At 57.0% G+C, this 25138-nt stretch carries 17 protein-coding genes, 1 tRNA gene and 2 rRNA genes; 15 read left to right on the top strand and 5 right to left on the bottom strand.

All coding sequences use genetic code 11. The annotated features are described in order from the left end of the window. The first annotated feature begins 520 nt into the window (after positions 1–520). The 4 genes from ACWPM9_RS22135 (at position 521) to katE (ending at position 6367) form a co-directional block, all read left to right on the top strand. Positions 521–3325: ribosomal RNA gene (locus ACWPM9_RS22135) — 23S ribosomal RNA — on the top strand. Between the two features lie 340 nt (positions 3326–3665). Next, positions 3666–3780, top strand: a 5S ribosomal RNA gene (gene rrf, locus ACWPM9_RS22130). A 106-nt stretch (positions 3781–3886) separates the two neighbouring features. After that, positions 3887–3963, top strand: a tRNA-Met gene (locus ACWPM9_RS22125). Between the two features lie 292 nt (positions 3964–4255). Beyond that, positions 4256–6367 (top strand): catalase, encoded by a 2112-nt coding sequence (gene katE, locus ACWPM9_RS22120; RefSeq protein ID WP_484758020.1) that lies wholly within the window; start codon positions 4256–4258, stop codon positions 6365–6367. A 414-nt stretch (positions 6368–6781) separates the two neighbouring features. Here the strand turns inward: katE and ACWPM9_RS22115 are convergent, their stop codons facing one another. The 5 genes from ACWPM9_RS22115 to ACWPM9_RS22095 all read right to left on the bottom strand — a co-directional run bounded on the left by ACWPM9_RS22115 (position 6782) and on the right by ACWPM9_RS22095 (position 12650). Next, positions 6782–8299, bottom strand: coding sequence for a malonate--CoA ligase (locus ACWPM9_RS22115; protein WP_484758019.1), 1518 nt, complete (start codon positions 8297–8299; stop codon positions 6782–6784). Beyond that, the gene (locus ACWPM9_RS22110; protein ID WP_428188698.1) at positions 8296–9717 is read right to left on the bottom strand and encodes a malonyl-CoA decarboxylase; all 1422 of its coding nucleotides are present in this window, start codon (positions 9715–9717) and stop codon (positions 8296–8298) included. Before ACWPM9_RS22110 ends, ACWPM9_RS22115 begins: the two co-directional genes overlap by 4 nt. Continuing rightward, positions 9717–11030 carry a TRAP transporter large permease gene (locus ACWPM9_RS22105; RefSeq protein ID WP_484758018.1) on the bottom strand — a complete coding sequence of 438 codons (1314 nt, stop codon included), beginning with the start codon at positions 11028–11030 and terminating at the stop codon, positions 9717–9719. The genes ACWPM9_RS22110 and ACWPM9_RS22105 overlap by 1 nt, the downstream gene beginning before the upstream one ends. Continuing rightward, entirely contained in the window at positions 11027–11599 is a 573-nt protein-coding gene (locus ACWPM9_RS22100) for a TRAP transporter small permease subunit (RefSeq protein WP_428188700.1), read from the bottom strand. The genes ACWPM9_RS22105 and ACWPM9_RS22100 overlap by 4 nt, the downstream gene beginning before the upstream one ends. A 64-nt stretch (positions 11600–11663) precedes the next feature. After that, the gene (locus ACWPM9_RS22095; RefSeq protein WP_428188838.1) at positions 11664–12650 is read right to left on the bottom strand and encodes a TRAP transporter substrate-binding protein; all 987 of its coding nucleotides are present in this window, start codon (positions 12648–12650) and stop codon (positions 11664–11666) included. 135 nt (positions 12651–12785) lie between these two features. Here ACWPM9_RS22095 and ACWPM9_RS22090 point away from each other — a divergent pair, with 135 nt between their 5' ends. From ACWPM9_RS22090 to ACWPM9_RS22040, 11 genes are all read left to right on the top strand, one after another. Further along, a complete protein-coding gene (locus tag ACWPM9_RS22090) occupies positions 12786–13490 on the top strand; it encodes a GntR family transcriptional regulator (protein WP_428188701.1) in 705 nt (234 codons plus the stop codon). Positions 13491–13703: 213 nt separating this feature from the next. Then, positions 13704–14066, top strand: a complete 363-nt coding sequence (locus ACWPM9_RS22085; protein ID WP_484758154.1) for a hypothetical protein — start codon at positions 13704–13706, stop codon at positions 14064–14066. 197 nt (positions 14067–14263) lie between these two features. Further along, entirely contained in the window at positions 14264–15895 is a 1632-nt protein-coding gene (locus ACWPM9_RS22080) for an ABC-F family ATP-binding cassette domain-containing protein (protein ID WP_484758017.1), read from the top strand. Positions 15896–16667: 772 nt separating this feature from the next. Continuing rightward, the gene (locus ACWPM9_RS22075) at positions 16668–17450 is read left to right on the top strand and encodes a DeoR/GlpR family DNA-binding transcription regulator (protein ID WP_484758016.1); all 783 of its coding nucleotides are present in this window, start codon (positions 16668–16670) and stop codon (positions 17448–17450) included. 103 nt (positions 17451–17553) lie between these two features. Beyond that, positions 17554–19065, top strand: a complete 1512-nt coding sequence (gene glpD / locus ACWPM9_RS22070; RefSeq protein ID WP_484758015.1) for a glycerol-3-phosphate dehydrogenase — start codon at positions 17554–17556, stop codon at positions 19063–19065. A gap of 58 nt (positions 19066–19123) precedes the next feature. Continuing rightward, positions 19124–20209: an ABC transporter ATP-binding protein gene (locus ACWPM9_RS22065; RefSeq protein WP_428188706.1), complete on the top strand. Its 1086-nt coding sequence runs from the start codon at positions 19124–19126 to the stop codon at positions 20207–20209. Positions 20210–20220: 11 nt separating this feature from the next. Further along, the gene (locus ACWPM9_RS22060) at positions 20221–21291 is read left to right on the top strand and encodes an ABC transporter ATP-binding protein (protein WP_484758014.1); all 1071 of its coding nucleotides are present in this window, start codon (positions 20221–20223) and stop codon (positions 21289–21291) included. Between the two features lie 2 nt (positions 21292–21293). After that, positions 21294–22160 (top strand): carbohydrate ABC transporter permease, encoded by an 867-nt coding sequence (locus ACWPM9_RS22055; protein ID WP_428188708.1) that lies wholly within the window; start codon positions 21294–21296, stop codon positions 22158–22160. A gap of 14 nt (positions 22161–22174) precedes the next feature. Further along, positions 22175–23017 (top strand): carbohydrate ABC transporter permease, encoded by an 843-nt coding sequence (locus tag ACWPM9_RS22050; protein ID WP_484758013.1) that lies wholly within the window; start codon positions 22175–22177, stop codon positions 23015–23017. Between the two features lie 15 nt (positions 23018–23032). Beyond that, positions 23033–23314, top strand: a complete 282-nt coding sequence (locus ACWPM9_RS22045; protein WP_428188710.1) for a DUF2160 domain-containing protein — start codon at positions 23033–23035, stop codon at positions 23312–23314. Between the two features lie 79 nt (positions 23315–23393). After that, positions 23394–25115 (top strand): ABC transporter substrate-binding protein, encoded by a 1722-nt coding sequence (locus ACWPM9_RS22040; protein WP_484758012.1) that lies wholly within the window; start codon positions 23394–23396, stop codon positions 25113–25115. Positions 25116–25138 lie beyond the last annotated feature (23 nt).

Raw genomic sequence — 25138 nt, 5'->3', positions numbered from 1 at the left:
TACATTGTGAAGAGAAGATTGATCTGGAGGCTTCCAGGTATTGTGAGTTTAGGCTTGCAATGTCCGAACCCTTTCCCGGTGAACCTTATGACGGTCTAGCCGACCGGATTTTGGTGAGGGATTGGATGTAGGTGGGAAGCTTGTCACTCTGGATGCTGTCGTTGTTTGAGGGTTTAGGCCCTTGTCTGACGGCACATCGGATTACCGTTGCCTGACCGCGCGGTACCGGATTTGATCTCGAGAAGCTGGTCTTAAAGATCTGGTTCCGTGTGAGTTGCTCGGCGTAACTCCAAGAAAGGGACCGGATCGAACACGTCGATGGCATCTGACAGGGCTGGTTGTAAAAGGTAACCGGTCTTTTGGTCATTCGTTATGCATTGGGTTTTACCTTGTGTGTTGGGGTGATTGGTACGGGGTTTTTAACACTTCCCCGGTGGCCAGACCTTTGGTTTGATTTTGAAGTTTAGGCTTTGAGATCTGGCTTTAGGTTCGAATAAGGATGAGCATTGGCAATGAGAACGATTAAGTGTTTTAAGGGCATTTGGTGGATGCCTTGGCATGCACAGGCGATGAAGGACGTGATACGCTGCGATAAGCTGTGGGGAGCTGCGAATAAGCTTTGATCCATGGATTTCCGAATGGGGGAACCCACCTTAGATGCTTGGAGAATCCAAATTGAGTTTAGGCTCGGTTTGGGTTTCCAAGCATTGATATAAGGTATCTTACTTTCGAATACATAGGGGTAAGAAGCGAACGCAGGGAACTGAAACATCTAAGTACCTGCAGGAAAGGACATCAACCGAGACTCCGTTAGTAGCGGCGAGCGAACGCGGACCAGGCCAGTGGCAATCAGGAATAAAGCCGAACAAGTTGGAAAGCTTGGCTAAAGTGGGTGACAGCCCCGTAGGCGTAGAACACTGATTGTCCTTGAGTAGGGCGGGACACGTGAAATCCTGTCTGAACATGGGGAGACCACTCTCCAAGCCTAAGTACTCGTGCATGACCGATAGTGAACCAGTACCGTGAGGGAAAGGTGAAAAGCACCCCGACAAGGGGAGTGAAATAGAACCTGAAACCGGATGCCTACAAGCAGTCGGAGGGCGCAAGCCTGACGGCGTACCTTTTGTATAATGGGTCAACGACTTAGTGTATCTAGCAAGCTTAAGCCGGTAGGTGTAGGCGCAGCGAAAGCGAGTCTTAATAGGGCGATTGAGTTAGATGCATTAGACCCGAAACCGAGTGATCTAGCCATGAGCAGGTTGAAGGTTGGGTAACACCAACTGGAGGACCGAACCCATATCTGTTGCAATAGATCGGGATGACTTGTGGCTAGGGGTGAAAGGCCAATCAAACTCGGAGATAGCTGGTTCTCCGCGAAAACTATTTAGGTAGTGCGTCGATCGAATACCCTCGGGGGTAGAGCACTGGATGGGCTATGGGGACTCACCGTCTTACTGATCCTAACCAAACTCCGAATACCGAGGAGTACTAATCGGCAGACACACGGCGGGTGCTAACGTCCGTCGTGAAGAGGGCAACAACCCTGACCTCCAGCTAAGGTCCCCAAGTCATGGCTAAGTGGGAAAGGATGTGAGGATCCCAAAACAACCAGGATGTTGGCTTAGAAGCAGCCATCATTTAAAGAAAGCGTAACAGCTCACTGGTCTAAATAAGGGTCTTTGCGCCGAAAATGTACCGGGGCTAAAGCCATGCACCGAAGCTGAGGATTGTAGTGACTTGTCACTGCAGTGGTAGCGGAGCGTTCCGTAAGCCTGTGAAGGGAGACCCGTGAGGGCTCCTGGAGGTATCGGAAGTGCGAATGTTGACATGAGTAACGATAAAGGGGGTGAGAGACCCCCTCGCCGAAAGACCAAGGGTTCCTGCTTAAAGTTAATCTGAGCAGGGTTAGCCGGCCCCTAAGACGAGGCGGACACGCGTAGTCGATGGGAACCACGTTAATATTCGTGGGCCTGGTGGTAGTGACGGATCGCACAAATTGTAACACCTTATTGGATTGGTGTTGCAGTGGAGCGGTTCCAGGAAATAGCTCCACCGTATAGACCGTACCCGAAACCGACACAGGTGGTCAGGTAGAGTATACCAAGGCGCTTGAGAGAACTGCGTTGAAGGAACTCGGCAAATTGCACGCGTAACTTCGGAAGAAGCGTGACCCCAGGATACGCAAGTGTTTTGGGGTGGCACAGACCAGGGGGTAGCGACTGTTTATCAAAAACACAGGGCTCTGCGAAGTCGCAAGACGACGTATAGGGTCTGACGCCTGCCCGGTGCTGGAAGGTTAAAGGGAGAGGTGCAAGCTTTGAACTGAAGCCCCAGTAAACGGCGGCCGTAACTATAACGGTCCTAAGGTAGCGAAATTCCTTGTCGGGTAAGTTCCGACCTGCACGAATGGCGTAACGACTTCCCCGCTGTCTCCAACGCAGACTCAGTGAAATTGAATTCCCCGTGAAGATGCGGGGTTCCTGCGGTCAGACGGAAAGACCCCGTGCACCTTTACTATAGCTTTACACTGGCATTCGTGTCGGCATGTGTAGGATAGGTGGTAGGCTTTGAAGCAGGGACGCCAGTTCTTGTGGAGCCATCCTTGAAATACCACCCTTATCGTCATGGATGTCTAACCGCGGTCCGTTATCCGGATCCGGGACAGTGTATGGTGGGTAGTTTGACTGGGGCGGTCGCCTCCGAAAGAGTAACGGAGGCGCGCGATGGTGGGCTCAGACCGGTCGGAAATCGGTCGTCGAGTGCAATGGCATAAGCCCGCCTGACTGCGAGACTGACAAGTCGAGCAGAGACGAAAGTCGGTCATAGTGATCCGGTGGTCCCGCGTGGAAGGGCCATCGCTCAACGGATAAAAGGTACGCCGGGGATAACAGGCTGATGACCCCCAAGAGTCCATATCGACGGGGTTGTTTGGCACCTCGATGTCGGCTCATCGCATCCTGGGGCTGGAGCAGGTCCCAAGGGTTTGGCTGTTCGCCAATTAAAGCGGTACGTGAGCTGGGTTCAGAACGTCGTGAGACAGTTCGGTCCCTATCTGCCGTGGGTGTAGGAATATTGATAGGATCTGTCCCTAGTACGAGAGGACCGGGATGGACGTATCTCTGGTGGACCTGTTGTCGTGCCAACGGCATAGCAGGGTAGCTATATACGGAATGGATAACCGCTGAAGGCATCTAAGCGGGAAACCAACCTAAAAACGAGTATTCCCTATCAGAGCCGTGGAAGACTACCACGTTGATAGGACGGGTGTGGAAGCGCAGCAATGTGTGAAGCTTACCGTTACTAATAGCTCGATCGGCTTAATCGTTCTCATTGACCATGCTCATCAAAGCCAAAGGCTTCGATGATGCCATCTGTTTTGTTCTCACGCTGTCGGCCCTTTTTGCCGTCGCTGAGAACCACGCGCCGAACCTTCGGCGACGCGCCTTGCGCTTGCGGACTTCGTCCGATCACTGCAAGGGAAACAAACCAAAACGTGTTCGCCTAAGACAAATGAGGGTAACCTCAACCAGCTTCTCAATATGCAAAGCATCAATACGGTTCCGTATTAACGCTTTGGCACCCTTCTGAGCGAAAGCGAAGACCTAAGGTTTGCCAAAGAAATGGGAACAACGTTGATGCCAAGCATCAACATTGCCCTTTGCCGACCTGGTGGTTATGGCGGGGCGGCCGCACCCGTTCCCATTCCGAACACGGCCGTGAAACGCCCCAGCGCCAATGGTACTTCGTCTTAAGACGCGGGAGAGTAGGTCGCTGCCAGGTCTGCAAAAGGCAATGAAATCATAATCTTCTCATCGCAAAACAATCGGGCCTCGTCCCAAAATGAGGTCGCTCAAATAGCGGCCATCTTGCTGTCCAAACATTATTCCGCGGGGTGGAGCAGCCCGGTAGCTCGTCAGGCTCATAACCTGAAGGCCGCAGGTTCAAATCCTGCCCCCGCAACCAAAATCCAACCAAAATCAAAAACACAAATTCAATCAGCATATCAAATATAAGATATGAAAATAAATCCCGGACCTCAAAACGCCCGGGCGTTCAATGCGTCTGCAAACGCGGAATGCCACGATCACCGCTTCACGAAAACGTGACCCCATCAAACATCCAACGGTTTATCGCACGCCTTCCCTTGCATGCCGGAACAAACTGACCAGCCTACCGTTCCTCGATTCGGATGGATGGCACAAACGTACAGCCGTACGACCGCCACATCCGCTTTCATTACCTATAGGAGCGCGACATGGCGAAAAACAAAGTGGGCAAGCTGGACACCGTCGCCATTGGCGATCAGAAAATATTGCGCGGAACGGGTGGTGAGCTTCACCAGACAGCCGGCGGTGACATTCCGACATTGACCACCCAGCAGGGCACGCCGGTCGCAGATGACCAGAACTCGCTTCGGGCCGGGCATCGCGGTCCTACACTTCTCGAAGACCAGCATTTCAGAGAGAAAATCTTCCACTTCGATCACGAGCGCATTCCAGAACGCGTCGTCCATGCCCGCGGCTTCGGTGCCCATGGCTATTTTGAAGCCTATGAATCGCTCGCGGATATTACCAAGGCTGACATCTTTCAGCGCAAGGGCGAAAAGACCGAATTGTTTGCCCGTTTCTCAACTGTTGCCGGCAACAAGGGGTCGCCGGATCTGGCGCGCGATGTGCGCGGCTTTGCCGTCAAGTTCTACACCAAGGAAGGGAACTGGGATCTGGTCGGCAATAATATCCCGGTCTTCTTCATCCAGGACGCGATCAAATTCCCCGACCTCATCCATTCCGCCAAGCAGGAGCCGGATCGTGGCTTCCCGCAGGCGCAAACTGCACACGATAATTTCTGGGACTTCATTTCGCTGACGCCTGAATCGATCAACATGGCGTTGTGGATCATGTCCGACCGTACCATTCCGCGCTCGCTGCGGTTCATGGAAGGCTTTGGCGTTCATACCTTCCGCTTGATCAATGCCGAGGGCAAGTCCAGCTTCGTCAAGTTTCACTGGAAGCCGAAGCAGGGTCTGCAGTCGGTGGTGTGGAACGAGGCCGTGAAACTGAACGGTGCCGATCCCGATTTCCATCGTCGCGACATGTGGAACTCCATCAAGATGGGAAATTATCCCGAATGGGAACTTGGCCTTCAGGTGTTCGACGAAAAATTTGCAGACGAGTTCGAATTCGATGTCCTCGACCCGACCAAGATCATTCCGGAGGAACAGGTGCCGGTGAGGATCGTCGGCCGAATGGTCCTGGATCGCTGCGTCGACAATTTTTTTGCCGAAACGGAGCAGGTGGCTTTCCAGACCGGAAATCTGGTGCCCGGCATCGACTTTACCAATGACCCGCTGCTTCAGGGACGGAACTTCTCCTACCTCGACACCCAATTGAGCCGTTTGGGATCGACCAATTTCAACCACCTGCCGGTCAACGCTCCGCGCTGTCCCTTCCACCATTTCCAGCAGGACGGTCACATGGCGTTTCACAACCCGACAGGGCGTGCAAACTACGAGCCCAATTCCTGGGGCAAGGAGGGCGGGCCGCGCGAAAACCCGGAAAAGGGCTTCCAGTCTTATGGCGAAGACATGGAAGGCGCAAAGGGCCGCTACCGGTCTGAGACATTTGCCGATCATTACAGCCAGGCGCGACAATTCTACGCCTCGCAGACGCCGGTCGAACAGGGGCACATTGCCGATGCCTTTGTCTTCGAACTTTCGAAGGTCGAAACCATGGCCATCCGGGAGCGCATTGTCGCGCATCTGTTGAACGTGGATGAGGATCTTGCCGGCAAAGTGGCCGACGGTCTCGGGTTGAAATCAATGCCGAAGCCGGCCGATGCGGCTCGCCCGACGATTACCGATCTCAAGACCTCGGACACGCTGTCCATTATCCTCAATGGCCCCAAGAGCTTCAAGGGCCGCAAGCTTGGCGCGCTGGTTACCGATGGTGTCGATATCGATCTCGTCGATGCACTCAAGACGGCGGTTGCAAAAGAAGGCGGCCAGATCGAGTTCGTCGCTCCGAAGATCGGTGGCGTGAAGGCCAGCGACGGTACGCTGATCGAGGCGGGCCAGAAGATCGATGGTGGTCCGTCAATCCTTTACGACGCGGTTGCGCTACTCGTCTCCAAGGATGGCGCTGCGGCTCTTGCCAAGCAGCCTGCTGCCCGTGATTTTGCCGCAGATGCTTTCGCGCATTGCAAGTTCATTGGCTACAGTGAAGAGGCCAGGGCCTTGCTCGAGAAAGCCGGAATCTGGAGCGATATCGATGACGGATGCAAGATGCTGTCGAAGAAAAATGACGGGGCCGCCTTCATCGATATGTGCCGAGACCTTCGCTTCTGGGACCGCGAGGCAAAGCTCGCGTAACGTGGAGTTCGAAAGAGACCAATCCCGGCCACTCCAATATTGGAAGGCTAAAGGGCCTTGGCGAATTGCGCGGCGCAATTCGGGCAATCACGCTTCGGATGGATCGTAAGGAGATGAAACTACCAAGTCCCGCACACTCGAAACAACTAGGCTGGACCTTTCGGCGTGGTCGTTCGGCCTGCGGGAACTGGCAAGTTTTGCCGCGAAGTATCGCGCCACGATGCCATGGCGACGCTCGATGTCGCCTGGTGTGCGGGGATACTTTAATTCGGCGCGGCACCGCATTAAAGTCATGGCCTGTCCGAGCGCCGCAAAGCGTTGATCGGACAGGCCATGACTTGGTGCCCGACGGGGAAGTCGACTTGTTCGATCAACCCCAACCGGACACATTGTGTGCGGACCTCGAACATCCCGCTAGCTTACTGGTTCAAAAAGCTTGCCATAGGTCTCGCGCAGGACATTTTTCTGCACTTTCCCCATCGTATTGCGTGGAAGATCGGAGACGAAGATGACGCGTTTCGGCTGCTTGTAACGGGCAAGCCTTTCCTGCAATGCCGCCAGAATATCCTTCTCCTCGACTGTCTCGCCGGGCTTGCGCACCACAACGGCAGTCACGCCCTCGCCGAAATCGGGATGGGGAACACCGATAACGGCGCTTTCAAAGACACCCGGCAGCTGGTCGATCTCGGTTTCGACTTCCTTCGGATAGATATTGTATCCGCCTGAGATCACGAGATCCTTCCCGCGACCGACAATGTGGACATAGCCTGCCTTATCGACCATGCCGAGGTCGCCGGTTATGAAGAACCCGTCGGCACGGAATTCGGCAGCGGTCTTCTCGGGCATGCGCCAATAGCCCTTGAACACGTTCGGACCGCTCACTTCGATCATACCGGTCTCGCCATCGGGGACCGGCTTGCCGTCCTCCGGATCGGAAACCCTCAGTGAAACGCCTGGCAGCGGAAAGCCCACTGTGCCCGCCACCCGCTCGCCCTCATAGGGGTTTGAGGTATTCATATTGGTTTCGGTCATACCGTAGCGCTCCAGAATACGATGGCCTGTCATTGCCTCGAACTGGCGATGGGTTTCCGCCAGAAGCGGTGCGGAGCCGGAGATGAAGAGACGCATATTGGCGGTGCGCTCTTTGGTCAGTGCCGAACTCTGGATGAGGCGGACATAGAATGTCGGAACGCCCATCATGCAGGTCGCCTTTGGCATCAGCGCCAGAACCTGCTCGGCATCGAATTTCGGCAGGAACACCATGGATGCGCCTGCGAGCAGGATGACGTTGGAGGCGACGAAGAGACCGTGGGTGTGGAAGATCGGCAAGGCATGGATCAGCTTGTCGTCGCTGGTGAAACGCCAGTAATCGCGCAGCGTCGCCGCATTCGACAGAAGGTTGTCGTGGCTGAGCATGGCACCCTTCGATCGTCCCGTGGTGCCGGACGTATAAAGGATGGCAGCAAGATCGTCGGCACCGCGTGAAACATCGTCGAAACTGTCCGGCTCTGAGCGGGCCAGATCGATCAGGCTGCCGCCACCATTGTCATCCATTGTTTCGACGACTGCACCTTTTGGCACTGCAATCGACTGCAGGCCTTCCTTGGCGCCTGGCGCGCAGACCACCAGGCGCGGTTCCGCGTCGCCGATAAAGTAGTCAAGTTCGGCCAGCGTGTAGGCCGTGTTGAGCGGCAGATAAACGGCACCGGCCCGCACGCAAGCGAGGTAAAGCATCAGCGCTTCCGGGCTCTTTTCCACCTGCACCGCGACCCGGTCGCCCGGTTTTACGCCGAGTTTCGTAAGCGCGCCGGCAAAGCGGGCGGAGAGGGCGAGCATGTCACCATAGGTCCAGCGCTGACCGGGTGCCGTCTCGATGAACGAGGCCTCGGGGCGGATGCCATTGCGGATCGCGTCAAAAAGGTGATTGCTCATGCGCTGAACTCCTTGCTGCCTTTTTCATTCTGGCTGTTTGCCGGGGTGGTGCCGCCCATCGGAAGAGGGTTTTTCGGGCCCTTGTCCGCCGGCACCAGCTTGCGCACCGGACCAGCGGCCACGACCTCGCTTCGTGCTGCAAAGGCCTCGTGATTTTTCTCGATGTCGTCGAATTTGTAGAGATAGTTGACCATAAGCCCGTGGGACTGGCGCATGGCGCGCGGCGAGCGGTCCGCCAGGACGTTAATCCGCTCGAGCCGCGCGCCATTGCCGAGGTGGAAACGGGCGACCGGATCGATCACCCTTCCACGGGAATTGCGCGCTTTCAGGAAATACCAGGCAGCCGCAGCCGTCAGCACAGGCTGAACGCGGGCCTTCAGTTCCTCGTTATCAGCCCAGCCACTTTCATCGAGAGCTTCGAGCTTCGTCTTGTCGGCTGCCGTCAGGGCGTCGGACGTGTCGGCACGTCGTTCCTCAGCCAGCCAGGCGGCAAAGCCTGGGACCGGGGAGAGCGTGACGAAAGTGTCCAGCCCCGGCAAGTCGCGCTTCAGATCCTCCACCACCTGCTTGATCAGGAAATTGCCGAAGGAAATGCCGCGCAGGCCATCCTGACAATTGGAGATCGAGTAAAAGACGGCAGTGGTCGCGTCAGCTTCCGCGATCGGTACGCGATCCTCGCGCAGCAGGTCGCCGATATTGTCCGGGATATCGCGGGTGAGCGCCACTTCCACAAAGATCAGCGGATCATCGGCAAGCTGTGGATGGAAAAATGCGAAACAGCGCCGATCCTTCGGCGCCAGCCGAAGCCGCAATTCCTCCCAACCGCCAATATGGTGCACGGCCTCGTAGCGAATGATCCTTTCCAGGATATCGGCCGGTGTCGACCAGCTGATCGGCTTCAACATCAGGAAGCCACGGTTGAACCAGGAGCCGAACAGATGGGCAAAATCGGAATCCACGGCCTCCAGATCGGGCCGCTCGCTCTTCATCTTGAGGAGTGCTTCACGCATCCGCACAAGGCTCTCGATGCCATGGGGTGCCAGATTGAAGCGGCGGATAAGCTCCTGTCGGCGAGGTTCTGCCGCTTCATGAAGCGTCAGCAGAGCTGAAGGCGTCGGGTCGTTTCGATAAGCGTCTATCGCCTGTTCCAGCTGTTCGGTTCTCGGGCCAAAGCGGGAGAGCAGGCGCTGCATGAAATCCAGTTGCTCACTTGGGTTCAGTCGGCGCCAGGATGTCAGAATATCGTTGGCAAGCGCCATGCCGGAGGCTTCGCCGCGCCCTGACAGCAACGCCTCGCAAAGGGCCTCCATCGTGTCGACCGGATTATTGCCGTCGACGCGGGGGCTTGAGGACAGCAGTTTGCGGCCGCGATCGGCAATAGCCTGAAGCATGTCACCAAGGAAGGATGTCGTGTTCATTAGATACCTCCGAGCATTCGATTTGGCAGCCAGGTGGCGATACCGGGAAAAATGCAGAGGATGAGGATCGCCAGAAACATCACGAGCACGTAAGGAAGCGCGCCCCAGAGGATATCCCTGGTCGGGATTTTGGGTGCGATGGCATTGATCACAAAGAGGTTGAGGCCAATCGGCGGCGTAATCAATCCGACCTCCATATTGATGGTCAGCACGATTGCAAACCAGTAGGGGTCAAAGCCTGCCTGGGTGACGATCGGAAAGAGCATCGGTGCGGTCATCACGATCACAGCGACTGGCGGTAGGAACATGCCGCAAACCAGCAGAAAGACATTGATGATGGCCAGCAGTACCCAGCGATTGACGTCGAGGTCAGCAATGAACGTCGCAACCGACTGGGTGATGTAGAGCGAAGACAGGGCGAAAGCGAAGAGTTCGGCTGCCGCCATGATCATCATGATCATCACGCTTTCGCGCATGGCAGAGGAAAAGATGTGCGCAACCGGTTTGAAGCGGAAAAGACGGTAGGCAATGATGACGACGAGCAGCGTTAGAAGCGCGCCGGCGCCGGCGGCTTCGGATGGCGTGGCCACGCCGCCATAGAGCACATAAAGCGTGCCTGCGATGATGAGCAAAAAGGGCAGAATGCGCGGAAGGGCGGAGAAACGCTGCTTCATGGTATAGCGTATACCGGCACCGTCGAAGACGTAACCCTTGCGCTTGCAGTCGATGATGGCCCAGGTCATGAACATGGCTGTCAGCATGACGCCGGGAATGACGCCTGCCATGAACAGCCGGCCAATAGAGGTTTCGGTGGCGATGCCGTAGACGATCAGAGTCACCGAGGGCGGAATGAGGATGCCCAGCGTGCCGCCAGCCGCGATGGATCCTGTGGCGACGGAATTCGGGTATCCACGGTTCACCATTTCCGGAATGCCCATCTTGCCGATCGCAGCGCAGGTGGCGGGCGATGAGCCGGTCATGCCGGAAAAGATAGCGCAGGCACCGATATTGGACAAAACGAGGCCGCCCGGCACACGGTTCAGCCAGCGGTCGAGTGCTGTGTAGAGGTCGGAGCCCGCCGGCGATGACGCGACAGCGGCCCCCATCAGCACGAACATCGGGATGGATACATATGCGAGATTGGCGATGCCGGAGAACATGGTGTCACCGAGCACGTAGAAGATATCGAAGCCGCTCTGAAAATAGAGCGCTGTGACAGCGGCAAGTCCGAGCGCAAAGGCAATTGGCATGCCGGTGCCCAGAAGCACGAAGAGCGAAAGGATCAGCAGTGATCCGGCGACGGTCGGGCTCATCGGATGGCCTCCTTGGACGTGGTGGCTTGCGCGGGGATCTCGGCGTCGGACATCATATGCGGTCCGCTGACAGGGATTGTGCCCTGCGTATCGAAGACGAGGCCAAGGATACGTGCCACATATTGCAGACACAGCAATCCAAAGCCGATGGGCAGGGCCATCAGCGGGATCCAGAGCGGCGGTGCCCAAATACTGGAATGCTTCCAGTTTCCAGCCCAGGCATCATGGAACTGTATCCACCCGGCGACAAACATGATCGCGCAGAAAAGAAGTCCGAAGACGCTGCCGACGATTTGCAGGCGTGACCTGGTCTTTCGAGACACCATGACCTCAACCACATCGACGCCGACATGACCTCCGGTCAAAAGCACGTATGGTGCCCCCAGGAAGATCGCCACCGTTGCCGAAAAGACGACGAAGTCGGTTTGCCAGATCGTTGGCCAGGCGAAGACATAGCGCATCAGGATCATCTGGCAGACGACCAGCATGGCAGCGATGATCAATGCGGTGGAGATCAGCGCGAACAGACGCGAGATCTGGCTGATGGCCCAGATATAGGCCTTTACCATGGCAGTTTCCTCAGAAGTGTCGGGATCGTGGGCGGCAGAAGGCTGCCGCCCCGCAGGTTTGCCATCACTCGACAGCGAGCGCCTTTTCGATCAGCTTGTCGCCGCCTTCGACCTTTTCGGCGAATTTCTTGTAGGCCGACTGCTTGGCGATCTCGAGCCAGGCGTCATAGTCGCTCTTGGACATTTCGACGACCTCGACACCTGCATTCTTGTAGGCATCGATCATAACCTGATCGCCCTTGCGCACTTCCTCGTTAAAAAACGCTTCCGCTTTTTCACCGGCTGCGAGCAGCGCCTTCTGCTGTTCAGGCGTGAGCTTGTCATAGGTCTGCTTGGACAAGAGCACCGGCTCATACATGAACCAGAGTGCGTTTTCGCCCGGCGCAGTCAGGCACTTGGCCTGCTCGAACAGGCGGTAGGACACGAAGCTTGCCGACGAGGTGTTGGCGGCGTCCAGAACGCCGGTCTGCATGCCGGAATAGATTTCCGAGGATGGCATCGAGGCAATCGAGGCCCCGGCTTCGGCCAACATTTCCTCGAAGGCAGGACCTGCTGCACGGATGACCTGACCCTTGATCGTGTCGGGCGAGGTAATACAGTTCTTCTTCGATGCAAAAGCCCCGGAAAGCCAGGCATCTGAAATCACCATGGCGCCCTGATCTTCGATGATCTTCTTGATATCCGCCATGAACGGTGAATCGTTGAGCCGCATGGCACGGTCGAAATTGCCAACGAGACCCGGCATCAGCGTTGCCGAAAATTCCGGATGGCGACCGGACGCATAGTCCAGCGGGAACGATGTGAGGTCGAGCAGACCGCGGGTGAGGGCGTTCCACTGATCATTGGGCTTGTACAGTGACGAGCCCGGAAAGACCTGAATCTTCAGATCGACATTGGCCGCTTCGACTTCCTTGGCAATGAGCTGAACCATCTCGTCGCGAATATCGCCCTTGCCACCGGGAAACTGGTGCGAGGCCTTGAGAATGGTTTCCGCCTGGGCCGAGACGGCACCGAACGTAATTGCGGCCATGGCAACGCCAAGACCCAGCATGCGTGTGAGCTTCTTCATAGGTTTCCTCCCTTGAACCGGCCTCCCCGCCGGATTGGGGCAATGTTGAAACCATCTTGCGCACGATGTCAATCATCTTGTATACGAGATGAGTAAATCTTGTACGCGAGGCTGGGTGTGAGCGAACAAAGCACTTTTCACAAACTACGGGACGATATCGAGAATGGTATCGTGACGGGCGAGTTCGAACCGGGCGACCGTCTGGATGAGACGCAACTCGCCACACGCTTCGGCGTGTCCCGCACGCCCATTCGCGAAGCATTGATGCAATTGAGTGCCATCGGTCTGGTCGAGATCAGGCCGCGCCGCGGTGCCATTGTTGTTGATCCAGGCCCCCATTACGTCTTTGAGATGTTTGATGTGATGGCAGAGCTCGAGGGAATGGCCGGCGCCCATGCGGCGCGCCGTCACTCGGCGGACGATGCGCACGTGCTGCGCGCGGCCCATGCCCGATGCAGGGATGCGGCGCTCAGCGATGACACGGACAGCTATTACTACGAGAACGAAGTGTTCCACCACGCGATCTATGATGCCAGCCATAGCGGGTTTCTCAGGGAGCAGTGTGTCGCCCTTCACCGGCGTCTTCGCCCTTACCGGCGTCTGCAGTTGCGCGTGCGCAACCGCATGAAGGTTTCCCTCGAGGAGCACGGCAAGATCGTCGATGCCATTCTCGAGGGCAATGACGAATTGGCGCGCACGCTTTTGCGCGGTCATATTGCCGTTCAGGGGGACCGCTTCAGTGACCTTGTCGCCAATATCGAGCGGCTGAAAAGCCGAACGGCAACGGATCCAGCGTCGACCGGCAGGACACAGGGCGGCTGAAGCGGCATAGACCGTCAACGGCCAAATGACACAAGGCCATTTCGTCGAAACAGATGCATCCTGCCTGGGCCGCCGGGTCGACAATTGCCGCTGACTGGTAAACTGAACGTGACAACACGGACGGGTCATATCTGTCTTGCCTCCCACAACAGAAGCGCTACACTCGCGGTGCGAATGGACGGAAAGCTTTGGGAGGAGCGGTACGTGAAACGGATGTGGCCAGACGAATATGCCTTTCTGCTGGACGATGCAGAGGAAGTTGACCTTCATATTCCCCCGGTGGAACAAAGCGATGGTCCAACCGAAAAGGCAATCACCAGAAAGGCCTTGAAAGTTCGCATCAGCCAACAGGATTTCGAGAAAATCTGGCCCCTTTCAGAGGCTCGCTATCGGCTTTCCGGACGTTTTTCGGGCAAAGCGATCACGTTGATCACCAACAACCCGCACTATCAGAAATGGCATCCGTCCGAGGGTGGCAGTGTTGAGAGCGTGTCCGACAGCGGTCAGAAATATACGACCCATTATGTGATGGTGCATTTTCTTCTGGATGATGTCAGGGAGAGCGTCGCCGCTTGAAATCGGCGCGGTTGTGTCTTGCCCTGCCGCAGGCCTGCATTGGCTCTCACGAGCCAGTGCCGGATGATCCGGGATGACTAGCGTTTGACTGGCCGGCGTTCCACTATCCACTGCTCAACGTCAGTATCGTGCGCAGGCGTGACATGGGAAGCCCGGCGTGGCATAGGGAGCCTCCTTTTTTCATCAGGCCCCCCTTCATGATCCGCATTGAGAACATCAGTAAGTCCAACAGCCACCGCATCCTTTTCATAGAAGCTTCGGCAGCACTGAACAGGGGTGAGAAGATCGGACTTGTCGGGCCGAATGGCGCGGGCAAGACGACGCTCTTTCGCATGATCACCGGTGAGGAACAGCCGGATGAAGGCCAGGTCTCCCTCGATAAAGGCGTAACCATCGGTTATTTTAACCAGGATGTCGGCGAAATGTCCGGCATGAGCGCCGTGGCCGAAGTCATGGAAGGGGCGGGGCCGGTCAGTGAGGTGGCAGCCGAGCTGCGCTCGCTGGAGGCCGCCATGTCGGACCCCGACCGCATGGATGAGATGGATGCCATCATAGAGCGCTATGGCGAGGTCCAGTCGCGTTACGAGGAACTGGATGGTTACGCCCTGGAAGGCCGGGCGCGCGAAGTGCTGGCCGGCCTGTCCTTCAGCCAGGAGATGATGGACGGCGATGTTGGCAAGCTCTCGGGTGGCTGGAAGATGCGCGTTGCGCTGGCCCGCATCCTTCTCATGCGCCCCGACGTGATGTTGCTCGACGAGCCGAGCAACCATCTCGATCTTGAAAGCCTGATCTGGCTCGAGGATTTTCTGAAAGGATATGACGGGGCGCTTTTGATGACTTCGCACGACCGCGAATTCATGAACCGTATCATTGGCAAGATCATCGAAATCGATGGCGGATCGCTCAATTCCTATTCCGGCGACTATGCCTTTTACGAAGCGCAGAGGGCGCAGAACGAGCGCCAGCAGGAAGCCCAGTTCGAGCGCCAGCAGGCAATGCTTGCCAAGGAAATCAAGTTCATTGAACGGTTCAAGGCGCGCGCTTCGCATGCAGCCCAGGTTCAAAGCCGCGTCAAGAAACTGGACAAGATTGACCGCATCGAGCCACCGCGAAGACGCCAGACGGTGGCCTTCGACTTCCTTCCCGCGCCACGGTCCGGCGAGGACGTGGTCAACCTTAAAAGCGTGCACAAGGCCTATGGTAGCCGTAGCATTTATGAGGGGTTGGATTTCATGGTGCGCCGGCGTGAGCGCTGGTGCATTCTGGGGGTGAACGGTGCCGGAAAATCGACGCTGCTGAAGCTTGCCACCGGCACGACTGAGCCGGATGAGGGATCGGTAAACCTCGGGGCGAGCGTGAAGCTCGGCTATTTCGCGCAGCATTCGATGGACCTTCTCGATGGCGATCTCACCATTCTGCAATGGCTGGAGCAGCGGTTCCCCCGGGCGGGGCAGGCACCGCTTCGCGCCCTTTCGGGCTGTTTCGGCTTTTCCGGTGATGATGTCGAAAAGCGCTGCCGCGTGCTGTCCGGCGGCGAAAAGGCCCGTCTTGTCATGGCGGCCATGCTGTTTGATCCGCCGAACTTTCTCGTGCTCGACGAGCCGACCAACCACCTCGATGTCGATACCAAGCAGATGCTGATCAAGGCGCTTTCGGCTTACGAGGGCACGATGCTCTTTGTATCCCATGACCGCCATTTTCTGGCAGCGCTTTCCAATCGCGTTCTGGAACTGACGCCGGATGGTGTTCACCAGTATGGCGGTGGCTATACCGAATATGTGGAACGCACCGGGCAGGAAGCTCCGGGGCTACGCGCCGCAGGCGGTTAGGCTGATTGCCTGTTTGGCTGCAGGTATTGTCTCGTTATATGGGCCGAGCATCATGTCCGGATTCGCGGTGAACGGAGGCATGCAGGAATACACCATAAATGGCGTTCGAAGAGCGCCAATCAGCTGTGAATGGGGTGATGGCGCAAATCGACGGCGATATAGCAAGGCTCACCGTGCAGGAAGCGTCGGCGGCATCTCCAATTCCGGATAAGTCGGATGACGGAGAGCTTCGACGATGAGCCGGTGGTCGATAATATTATCGGAGGTGTGGCGATGTGCGGTCGACACGGACGTGATCGCCAACTAGTGACGTGGGGTTCGGTGAGACGATCGTGTTGACAAGACCTACGTCGTCGACGCGTATGACAGTGTGGATGCCGTATCGTTTCCAGCAAGTTCCATAATTCGTATTACGCGAGCGGATAGTGTAGCTGGGTGGGTTCAAGGATGAAGTGCGACTCTTAAAGTGTGACAGGATGTTGAAGATCGAAAGGACATCCTGACTGAAGACTGGATACATCCATCTCACCCTTGCAGACCGGCGTCAGATCGGACGTTGGCGATTGATAGCGATGAGCGAGCGCGACCCGCAGCGGTTCGTGATCTTGTCAAAATCGAAAAGCCGTCGCTGCGGGCTGAAATTGGCCGACCGCAGCCCTGCCCGTTTTCGTGCTACCCACTCTTTACCGTAGCAACCCGAAAACGAATGCTTGGCAGACTTTCGTTTTCTCGTAAAATGATGGCGAAACGCATCTGCAAGGAAAGTATCGCCATGTTGCTGAGCAGCCGACAGACGGAAATCGTGGCGCTTGCCAAGGAACAGGGCCGGGTTCTGGTCGATGACCTCGCGACATTGTTTCAGGTGACGCCCCAAACCATCCGTAAAGACCTCAACGATCTGTGCGATGGAAAGGCACTGACCCGCATCCATGGCGGCGCGCTGTTTCCAAGCGGCAACGAGAACGTCAAATACGAGGCGCGCCGCTCCATTGCCGCTACGCAAAAGCAGGCCATCGGCGAGGCCGCCGCAGCCCTCATTCCCGACAACTCCTCTCTCTTTATCAATATTGGCACCACGACAGAGGCGGTTGGCGAGGCTTTGGCAGACCACAAGGAATTGATGGTCATTACCAACAACATCAATGTTGCCAACAGGTTGCGTGTCTTTCCATCCATCGAAGTGGTCATTGCAGGCGGTGTTGTGCGCGGATCGGATGGCGGCATCGTCGGCGAAGCGGCAGTTGATTTCATCAAGCAGTTCAAGGTCGATTTTGCGGTTATTGGGGTATCGGCGATCGACAGCGATGGCGCACTTCTGGATTTCGACTATCGCGAAGTGAAGGTGGCACAGGCGATCATTGCCAACGCCCGCCACGTCATTCTGGTCTCCGATGCGTCGAAGTTCGAGCGCACAGCGCCGGTCCGTATCGGTCATTTAAGCCAAGTCCACACCTTTATCACCGATTGCTGTCCCGTTGCATCGGTTCGGCGGGTCTGTGTGGATAATGAAGTACGGCTGATCGAGACCAGCGGCGTCGATTCCACAGCTGATTGACACTTTCATTTTATGTTTCGTTTGACATTCGTTTTCATTTCAAATTAAATATAAATATGTTCGCAAGCGCAATACAATGCTGCAATGCGAAAGTGGGTGGGGAATGTCCAGCGATACTGAATTCGATCTTTTCGTCATAGGCGGCGGCATCAATGGCTGCGGTATTGCGCGTGACGCGGCCGGTCGCGGCTACAAGGTCGCGCTTGCCGAAATGAACGATTTCGCATCGGGCACATCGTCCGGTGCCACCAAGCTGATCCATGGCGGTCTGCGCTATCTCGAACATTTTGAATTTCGACTGGTCCGCGAAGCGTTGATGGAGCGCGAAGTGCTGTGGGCCATGGCGCCACATGTCATCTGGCCGCTGCGTTTCGTGCTGCCCTTCCAGAAGGGCGGTATCCGTCCGGCCTGGTTAATCCGGCTCGGTCTGTTTTTGTACGATCATCTGGGCGGCCGTAAACTTTTACCCGCAACCAAGACGCTGGACCTGCGCCACGATGCGGCAGGAAAGCCGTTGAAACCCCTGTTCAGCAAGGCATTCGAGTATTCCGATGGCTGGGTCGATGATGCCCGCATGGTGGTGCTCAATGCACGCGATGCAGCGGATCGCGGTGCAACCATTCTCAATCGCACAAAGGTCGTGTCGGCCCGCCGTGAGGGCGCTGTCTGGCAGGTCACGGTGCGCAATGAGCATAGCGGTGAAACGACGGCTCACACGGCGCGAATGCTGGTGAATGCGGCGGGTCCGTGGGTGGATAATGTTCTCGCCGGCACATTCGGGCGCAACAATGTCCATAATGTCCGCCTGGTGCAGGGCAGCCATATCGTCGTGAAGAAGAAATTCTCCGATCCGCGCGCTTACTTTTTTCAGAACCCCGACAATCGCATCATCTTTGCCATCCCCTATGAAAAGGATTTCACCCTGATCGGCACCACGGATCGTGACTATACAGGCGATCCGAAAGATGTGAAAATCAGTGGAGAAGAGGTGAGCTATCTCTGCAATGCAGCAAGTGAGTATTTTGCCGAACCGGTTCGCCCTGACGATATCGTCTGGAGCTATTCGGCAGTGCGCCCGCTTTACGACGATGGTGCTTCGAAAGCCCAGGAAGCGACGCGGGATTATGTGCTGAAGCTCGACGCACCCGCCGAGGGTGCGGCCCTTCTCAACGTATTCGGCGGCAAGCTGACAACCTATCGTCGGCTGTCCGAACACGCGATCGAGAAGATCGCCGAGATGATCGGCACCAAGGGCTCGCCGTGGACAGAGGGAAGCGCGCTTCCGGGTGGCGATTTCCCTGCGACGGGCTATCGCCAGCAGGTCGACAAATTGATGACGGCGCATCCGTTTGTTGGTGAGCTTTGCGCCGAACGACTGGTGCGATGCTACGGAACGAAGGCTCGGGAGATCCTGGGAGATGCGGCCAGTGCCGCAGATCTCGGACGGCATTTCGGGGGCACGCTCTACGAGGCGGAAGTCCGATATCTGATGGACAAGGAGTGGGCGCGCACGGCGGAGGATATTCTCTGGCGGCGCACCAAACAGGGATTGTTCCTGTCGGCTGAACAGGCCGCGGAACTGGGAGACTATATGAAGGCGCAACACGCTGCCTGACCGGCTCTGCCGGTAACCTTGAAATAGACCGACGGTTTGGAGGAGGCCCGAGGAAAACATGCTTGAATTGCGCAATGTGTCGAAGATGGCAGGCGGTGGATATCATATCCACCCGACCGACCTGACGTTTCAGCGGGGTACGCTGAACGTGTTGCTCGGGCCAACGCTGTCCGGCAAAACCTCGCTGATGCGGCTGATGGCGGGGCTGGACAAGCCGACCGACGGCAGCATCCATTTCGACGGCGAGGATGTCACCGGCATGCCGGTTCAAAAGCGCAATGTCGCGATGGTGTACCAGCAGTTCATCAACTACCCGGCGCTCAGCGTTTATGAGAACATTGCCTCGCCGATGCGTATTGCCGGGGCCGACAAGGCAACCATCGATCAGGAGGTTCGCAAGGCCGCCGAACTGCTGCGGCTTACACCTTATCTGGATCGCACGCCTCTCAATCTGTCCGGCGGCCAGCAGCAGCGCACAGCGCTTGCCCGCGCCATCGTCAAGAAAGCCAATCTGGTGCTGCTCGACGAGCCTCTTGCCAATCTGGACTACAAGCTCCGTGAAGAATTGCGCGAAGAGCTGCCCAAGCTGTTTGCCGAATCCGGCGCGATCTTCGTCTATGCGACAACGGAACCGTCCGAGGCTCTTCTGCTGGGCGGGCACACGGCGACCCTCAGCGAGGGGCGGGTGACGCAGTTCGACGAAACCATCAAGATCTATCGCAATCCGGTCGACCTGCTGACGGCCAAGACCTTTGCCGATCCACCGCTCAACACCCTGGAACTGGTCAAGTCCGGCGATGTGTTGACGCTGAATGGCGCAACCGTCATGCCCCTGCCCGTCCATCTGACGGGTATTCCGGACGGGCCGGTGACGGTTGCGTTTCAACCGCATCACCTGTTCCTGAAGCCCCGTGACGGCTTATCCACCGCCTTGAGCGCGCGCACGCTGGTCTCGGAAATTGCCGGTTCGGAAAGCTTCATTCACCTGGAATATGCCGGCGCCCGCTGGGTGATGCTGGCGCACGGCATTCACGACATCGACGCGGACCAGACCATCGAGGTCTATCTCGATACACGCCACCTGATGGCATTCGACCAGCGGACAGGCCGTTCGCTGGCCGGTGCCGGTCACGAAGCGGATTAAGGGAGAGAACCATGGCTCGCATCAATCTCGACCACATCCGCCACGCTTACAGCGCCCAGGCAAAAGCTGCCGGCGATTATGCGCTGAAGGAAGTTCATCACGAATGGGACGATGGTGGCGCCTATGCGCTGCTCGGTCCCTCCGGCTGCGGCAAGACCACCTTGCTCAACATCATTTCCGGGCTGTTGCAACCCTCGGACGGCCGCATTGAGTTCAACGGTGTGGACGTCACCCATTTGTCCACCCAGCAGCGCAATATCGCTCAGGTCTTCCAGTTCCCGGTGGTCTACGACACCATGAGCGTGTTCGACAATCTCGCCTTTCCCCTGCGCAATCGACAGGTTCCGGAAGCGGATGTGACCAAACGCGTCAATGAAATTCTGGCGATGATCGATCTGGCCGACATGGCAAAGCAGAAGGCGCAAGGGCTGACTGCAGACCAGAAGCAGAAGATCTCGCTTGGTCGCGGTCTGGTGCGCGCCGACGTCAATGCCATCCTGTTCGACGAACCGCTGACTGTGATCGACCCGCATATGAAATGGGTTTTGCGTTCGCAATTGAAGCGCCTGCATCGGCAATCGGGCTTCACCATGGTCTATGTGACCCATGACCAGACGGAGGCGCTCACCTTCGCCGACAAGGTGGTGGTGATGTATGATGGCGAGATCGTGCAGATCGGCACGCCGGCGGAGCTGTTTGAGCGGCCAAGCCACACCTTTGTCGGCTACTTCATCGGGTCGCCCGGCATGAACTTGATGCCTGCCCGAATTGATGGCGCAAGCGCCGTCGTCGGCGACCAGACGATCGCCCTGCCCTCAACGCCGAAAATAACCGGCAAACCCAAGACAGAGCTGGGCATTCGCCCGGAATTCGTCAGGCTCGGTCATGAAGGCATGCCAGTGACGATCCGCAAGGTTGAAGACATCGGCCGACAGAAAATCGTGCGCGCAGAATTCTGCGGCGAACCGCTCGCCATTGTTCTTAGCGAAGACAGCGACATACCGGCAGACGCAAGGGTGACCTTCGACACCGCTGCAATCGGAATCTACGCCGATAGCTGGCGCACTGGGATGGAGGGCTGATCATGGAAAAGACCTGGAACAACAAGGCCTGGTTCATGGTGTTGCCGGTGCTGGTGCTGGTGGCATTTTCGGCGGTCATTCCGCTGATGACAGTTGTCAACTATTCGGTTCAGGACACGTTCGGCAATAATCAGTTCTTCTGGGCCGGTACGGACTGGTTCGTCGATCTTCTGCACTCCGATCGTTTCTGGCAGGCGCTGGCGCGCAACCTGTTCTTCTCGATCGTCATCCTGGCCATCGAAATACCGCTTGGCATTCTCATTGCCCTCAACATGCCGAAGAAGGGCTTGGGCGTGCCAGTCTGCCTGGTGCTGATGGCGTTACCGCTTTTGATCCCGTGGAATGTGGTCGGTACCATCTGGCAGGTCTTCGGTCGCGTCGATATCGGCCTTTTGGGCTACACGCTCTATTCGCTCGGCATCGACTACAACTATGTCGGCAATGTCGGAGATGCCTGGGTCACGCTGATCGTCATGGATATCTGGCACTGGACGAGCCTTGTCGTTCTGCTCTGTTATGCCGGACTGGTCTCCATTCCGGATGCCTATTTCCAGGCGGCCAAGATCGACGGCGCCTCGCGTTGGTCCGTCTTCCGTTACATCCAGTTGCCGAAGATGAAGCGCGTGTTGCTGATCGCGGTACTGCTGCGCTTCATGGATTCCTTCATGATCTATACCGAGCCATTCGTGGTGACCGGCGGCGGGCCTGGCAATTCGACCACCTTCCTGTCCATCGATCTGGTCAAGATGGCCGTCGGACAGTTCGACCTTGGACCGGCTGCTGCCATGTCGCTTGTCTACTTCCTCATCATCCTCCTGCTGTCATGGGTCTTCTATACGATCATGACCAGCAGTGACGAACAGTCTTGAAGGGAGGCGAGATCATGAGTGCTCACGTGCAACAGACCCAAGCCGGCCAGACGCAGGGACGGAACCTGTCCTGGCTCATCCCGACAATCTATATCCTGTTCCTTTTGCTGCCGATCTACTGGCTCCTCAACATGAGCTTCAAGACCAATATCGAGATTACCGGATCGTTTTCGCTTTATCCGCACAATCCGACGCTCGGCAATTACGTGGTGATTTTCACTGATCCGTCCTGGTACAAGGGCTACATCAATTCGATCATCTATGTGGTGATGAACACGGTGATCTCCGTGGCCGCCGCCTTGCCTGCAGCCTATGCCTTCTCGCGCTACCGCTTTCTCGGTGACAAGCATCTTTTCTTCTGGCTGCTGACCAACCGCATGGCACCGCCGGCCGTGTTTGCCCTGCCCTTCTTCCAGCTCTATTCAGCCTTCGGACTGATCGACACCCATATCGCAGTTGCCCTGGCGCACTGCCTGTTCAACGTACCTCTGGCGGTTTGGATCCTCGAAGGATTCATGTCGGGCGTGCCGAAGGAGATCGATGAGACGGCCTATATCGACGGCTACTCGTTCCCGCGCTTCTTTGCCCGCATCTTCGTGCCGCTGATCGCATCGGGCATCGGGGTCGCAGCCTTCTTCTGCTTCATGTTCTCCTGGGTAGAACTCCTGATCGCCCGTACGCTGACGACGACGGATGCCAAGCCGATTGCCGCGATCATGACCCGTACGGTTTCTGCATCGGGCATGGACTGGGGCGTGCTGGCTGCTGCCGGTGTGCTGACCATCATTCCCGGCGCCATCGTCATCTATTTCGTCCGCAACTACATCGCCAAGGGCTTTGCCCTCGGGCGGGTGTGAAGAAGGGAGGCTCTTATGGATTTTTCATGGATGGCCTGGACGCTGCCCACGGCCCTGTTCTTCATCGGCATCTTCTCGCTGATCGCCGGCATGGCGGTCTGGGAATATGTCTCGCCGGGCGGCAATCCGCGCGTCGGTATCTTGCGCTTCGAGACGACGCGGGGCGACCGCCTGTTCGTGTCGCTGCTCGGCGCCGCATTCATTCATCTCGCATGGCTGGGCCTGGGAGGCCCCAGCCTGTGGTGGGCTCTCGCCTTGTCGGTGGTTTACGCGATCGGCGTTTTCCGCTTCGTCTGAGGCAAGCCAAGGCTGCTGGCGGCATCATCCGCCATCCAGAACTTAAGAAATGGCAATCGCACACTTTGGGAGGAAACCTATGCGAAAGCACCTACTCACATCGACAGCAGCCATGCTGCTGGCCTTTACCGGCTCGGCCTTTGCCGGCATGGACGAGGCAAAACAATTCCTGGACGCCGAGATCGGCGATCTGTCGACGCTCTCGCGCGCCGACCAGGAAAAGGAAATGCAGTGGTTTATCGATGCCGCGAAGCCATTTGCCGGCATGGATATCAAGGTCGCATCCGAAACGCTGACCACGCATGAATATGAATCCAAGACACTGGCCGCCGCATTTACTGCCATCACCGGCATCAAGGTCACCCATGACCTGATCGGTGAAGGCGATGTGGTCGAGAAGCTGCAGACGCAGATGCAGACCGGCGAGAACATCTATGACGCCTATGTCAACGATAGTGACCTGATCGGTACCCATTGGCGCTACCAGCAGGCCCGCTCGCTGACAAAGTGGATGGCCAATGAGGGCAAGGATGTCACCAATCCGATGCTCGATCTCGACGATTTCATTGGCCTGAGCTTTACCACGGCACCGGATGGCGATCTCTACCAGCTGCCCGACCAGCAGTTCGCCAACCTCTACTGGTTCCGGTATGACTGGTTCAACGACGAGAAGAACAAGGCCGACTTCAAGGCCAAATATGGCTACGACCTCGGTGTACCGGTCAACTGGTCGGCTTATGAAGACATCGCCGAATTCTTTACCGGACGCGAGATCGACGGCAAAAAAGTCTATGGCCACATGGACTACGGCAAGAAGGACCCGTCGCTTGGCTGGCGCTTCACCGATGCCTGGCTCTCCATGGCTGGTAATGGCGACAAGGGCCTGCCGAACGGCTTGCCGGTCGACGAATGGGGTATCAAGGTGGACGAGAACTCCCGTCCGGTCGGCTCCTGCGTTGCCCGTGGTGGTGACACCAATGGCCCTGCAGCTGTCTACTCCATCCAGAAATATCTCGACTGGATCAAGGCCTATGCTCCGGCCGCAGCCGAAGGCATGACCTTCTCTGAATCCGGTCCGGTTCCGGCCCAGGGCGAGATTGCCCAGCAGATGTTCATGTACACGGCGTTTACCGCAGACATGGTCAAGGATGGCCTGCCAGTGGTCAACGAGGACGGCACTCCGAAGTGGCGCTTCGCTCCAAGCCCACACGGCGTCTACTGGAAAGACGGTATGAAGCTCGGCTATCAGGATGTGGGTTCCTGGACACTGATGAAGTCCACCCCGGACGACCGCGCCAAGGCCGCATGGCTCTATGCGCAGTTCGTGACATCCAAGACGGTCGATGTGAAGAAGAGCCATGTCGGCCTGACACTGACACGTGAATCGACGATCCAGGACAAGAGCTTCACCGAGCGCGCACCAAAGCTCGGCGGCCTGATCGAGTTCTATCGTTCGCCAGCCCGTGTTCAGTGGTCGCCAACCGGCACCAACGTGCCTGACTATCCGAAGCTGGCTCAGCTTTGGTGGCAGGCCATCGGCGATGCATCCTCCGGGGCAAAGACCGCGCAGGAAGCCATGAACTCGCTCTGCGAAGAGCAGGAAAAGGTCATGGCGCGTATCGAGCGCTCCGGCATCCAGGGTGATATCGGGCCGAAGCTCGCCGAAGAGCATGATCTGGAATACTGGAACAAGGATGCGGTCGCCAAGGGCAACCTTGCACCGCAGCTGAAGATCGAGAACGAGAAAGAAAAGCCTTTGACTGTCAATTATGACGAATTGGTCAAGAGCTGGCAGAAATAATTCCACTCAAGTTGTGAGTGAGA

Source organism: Agrobacterium sp. H141, assembly GCF_057158725.1.
The sequence above is the reverse complement of the archived record's forward strand: the minus strand, read 5'-3'. Positions and strand labels throughout refer to the sequence as shown.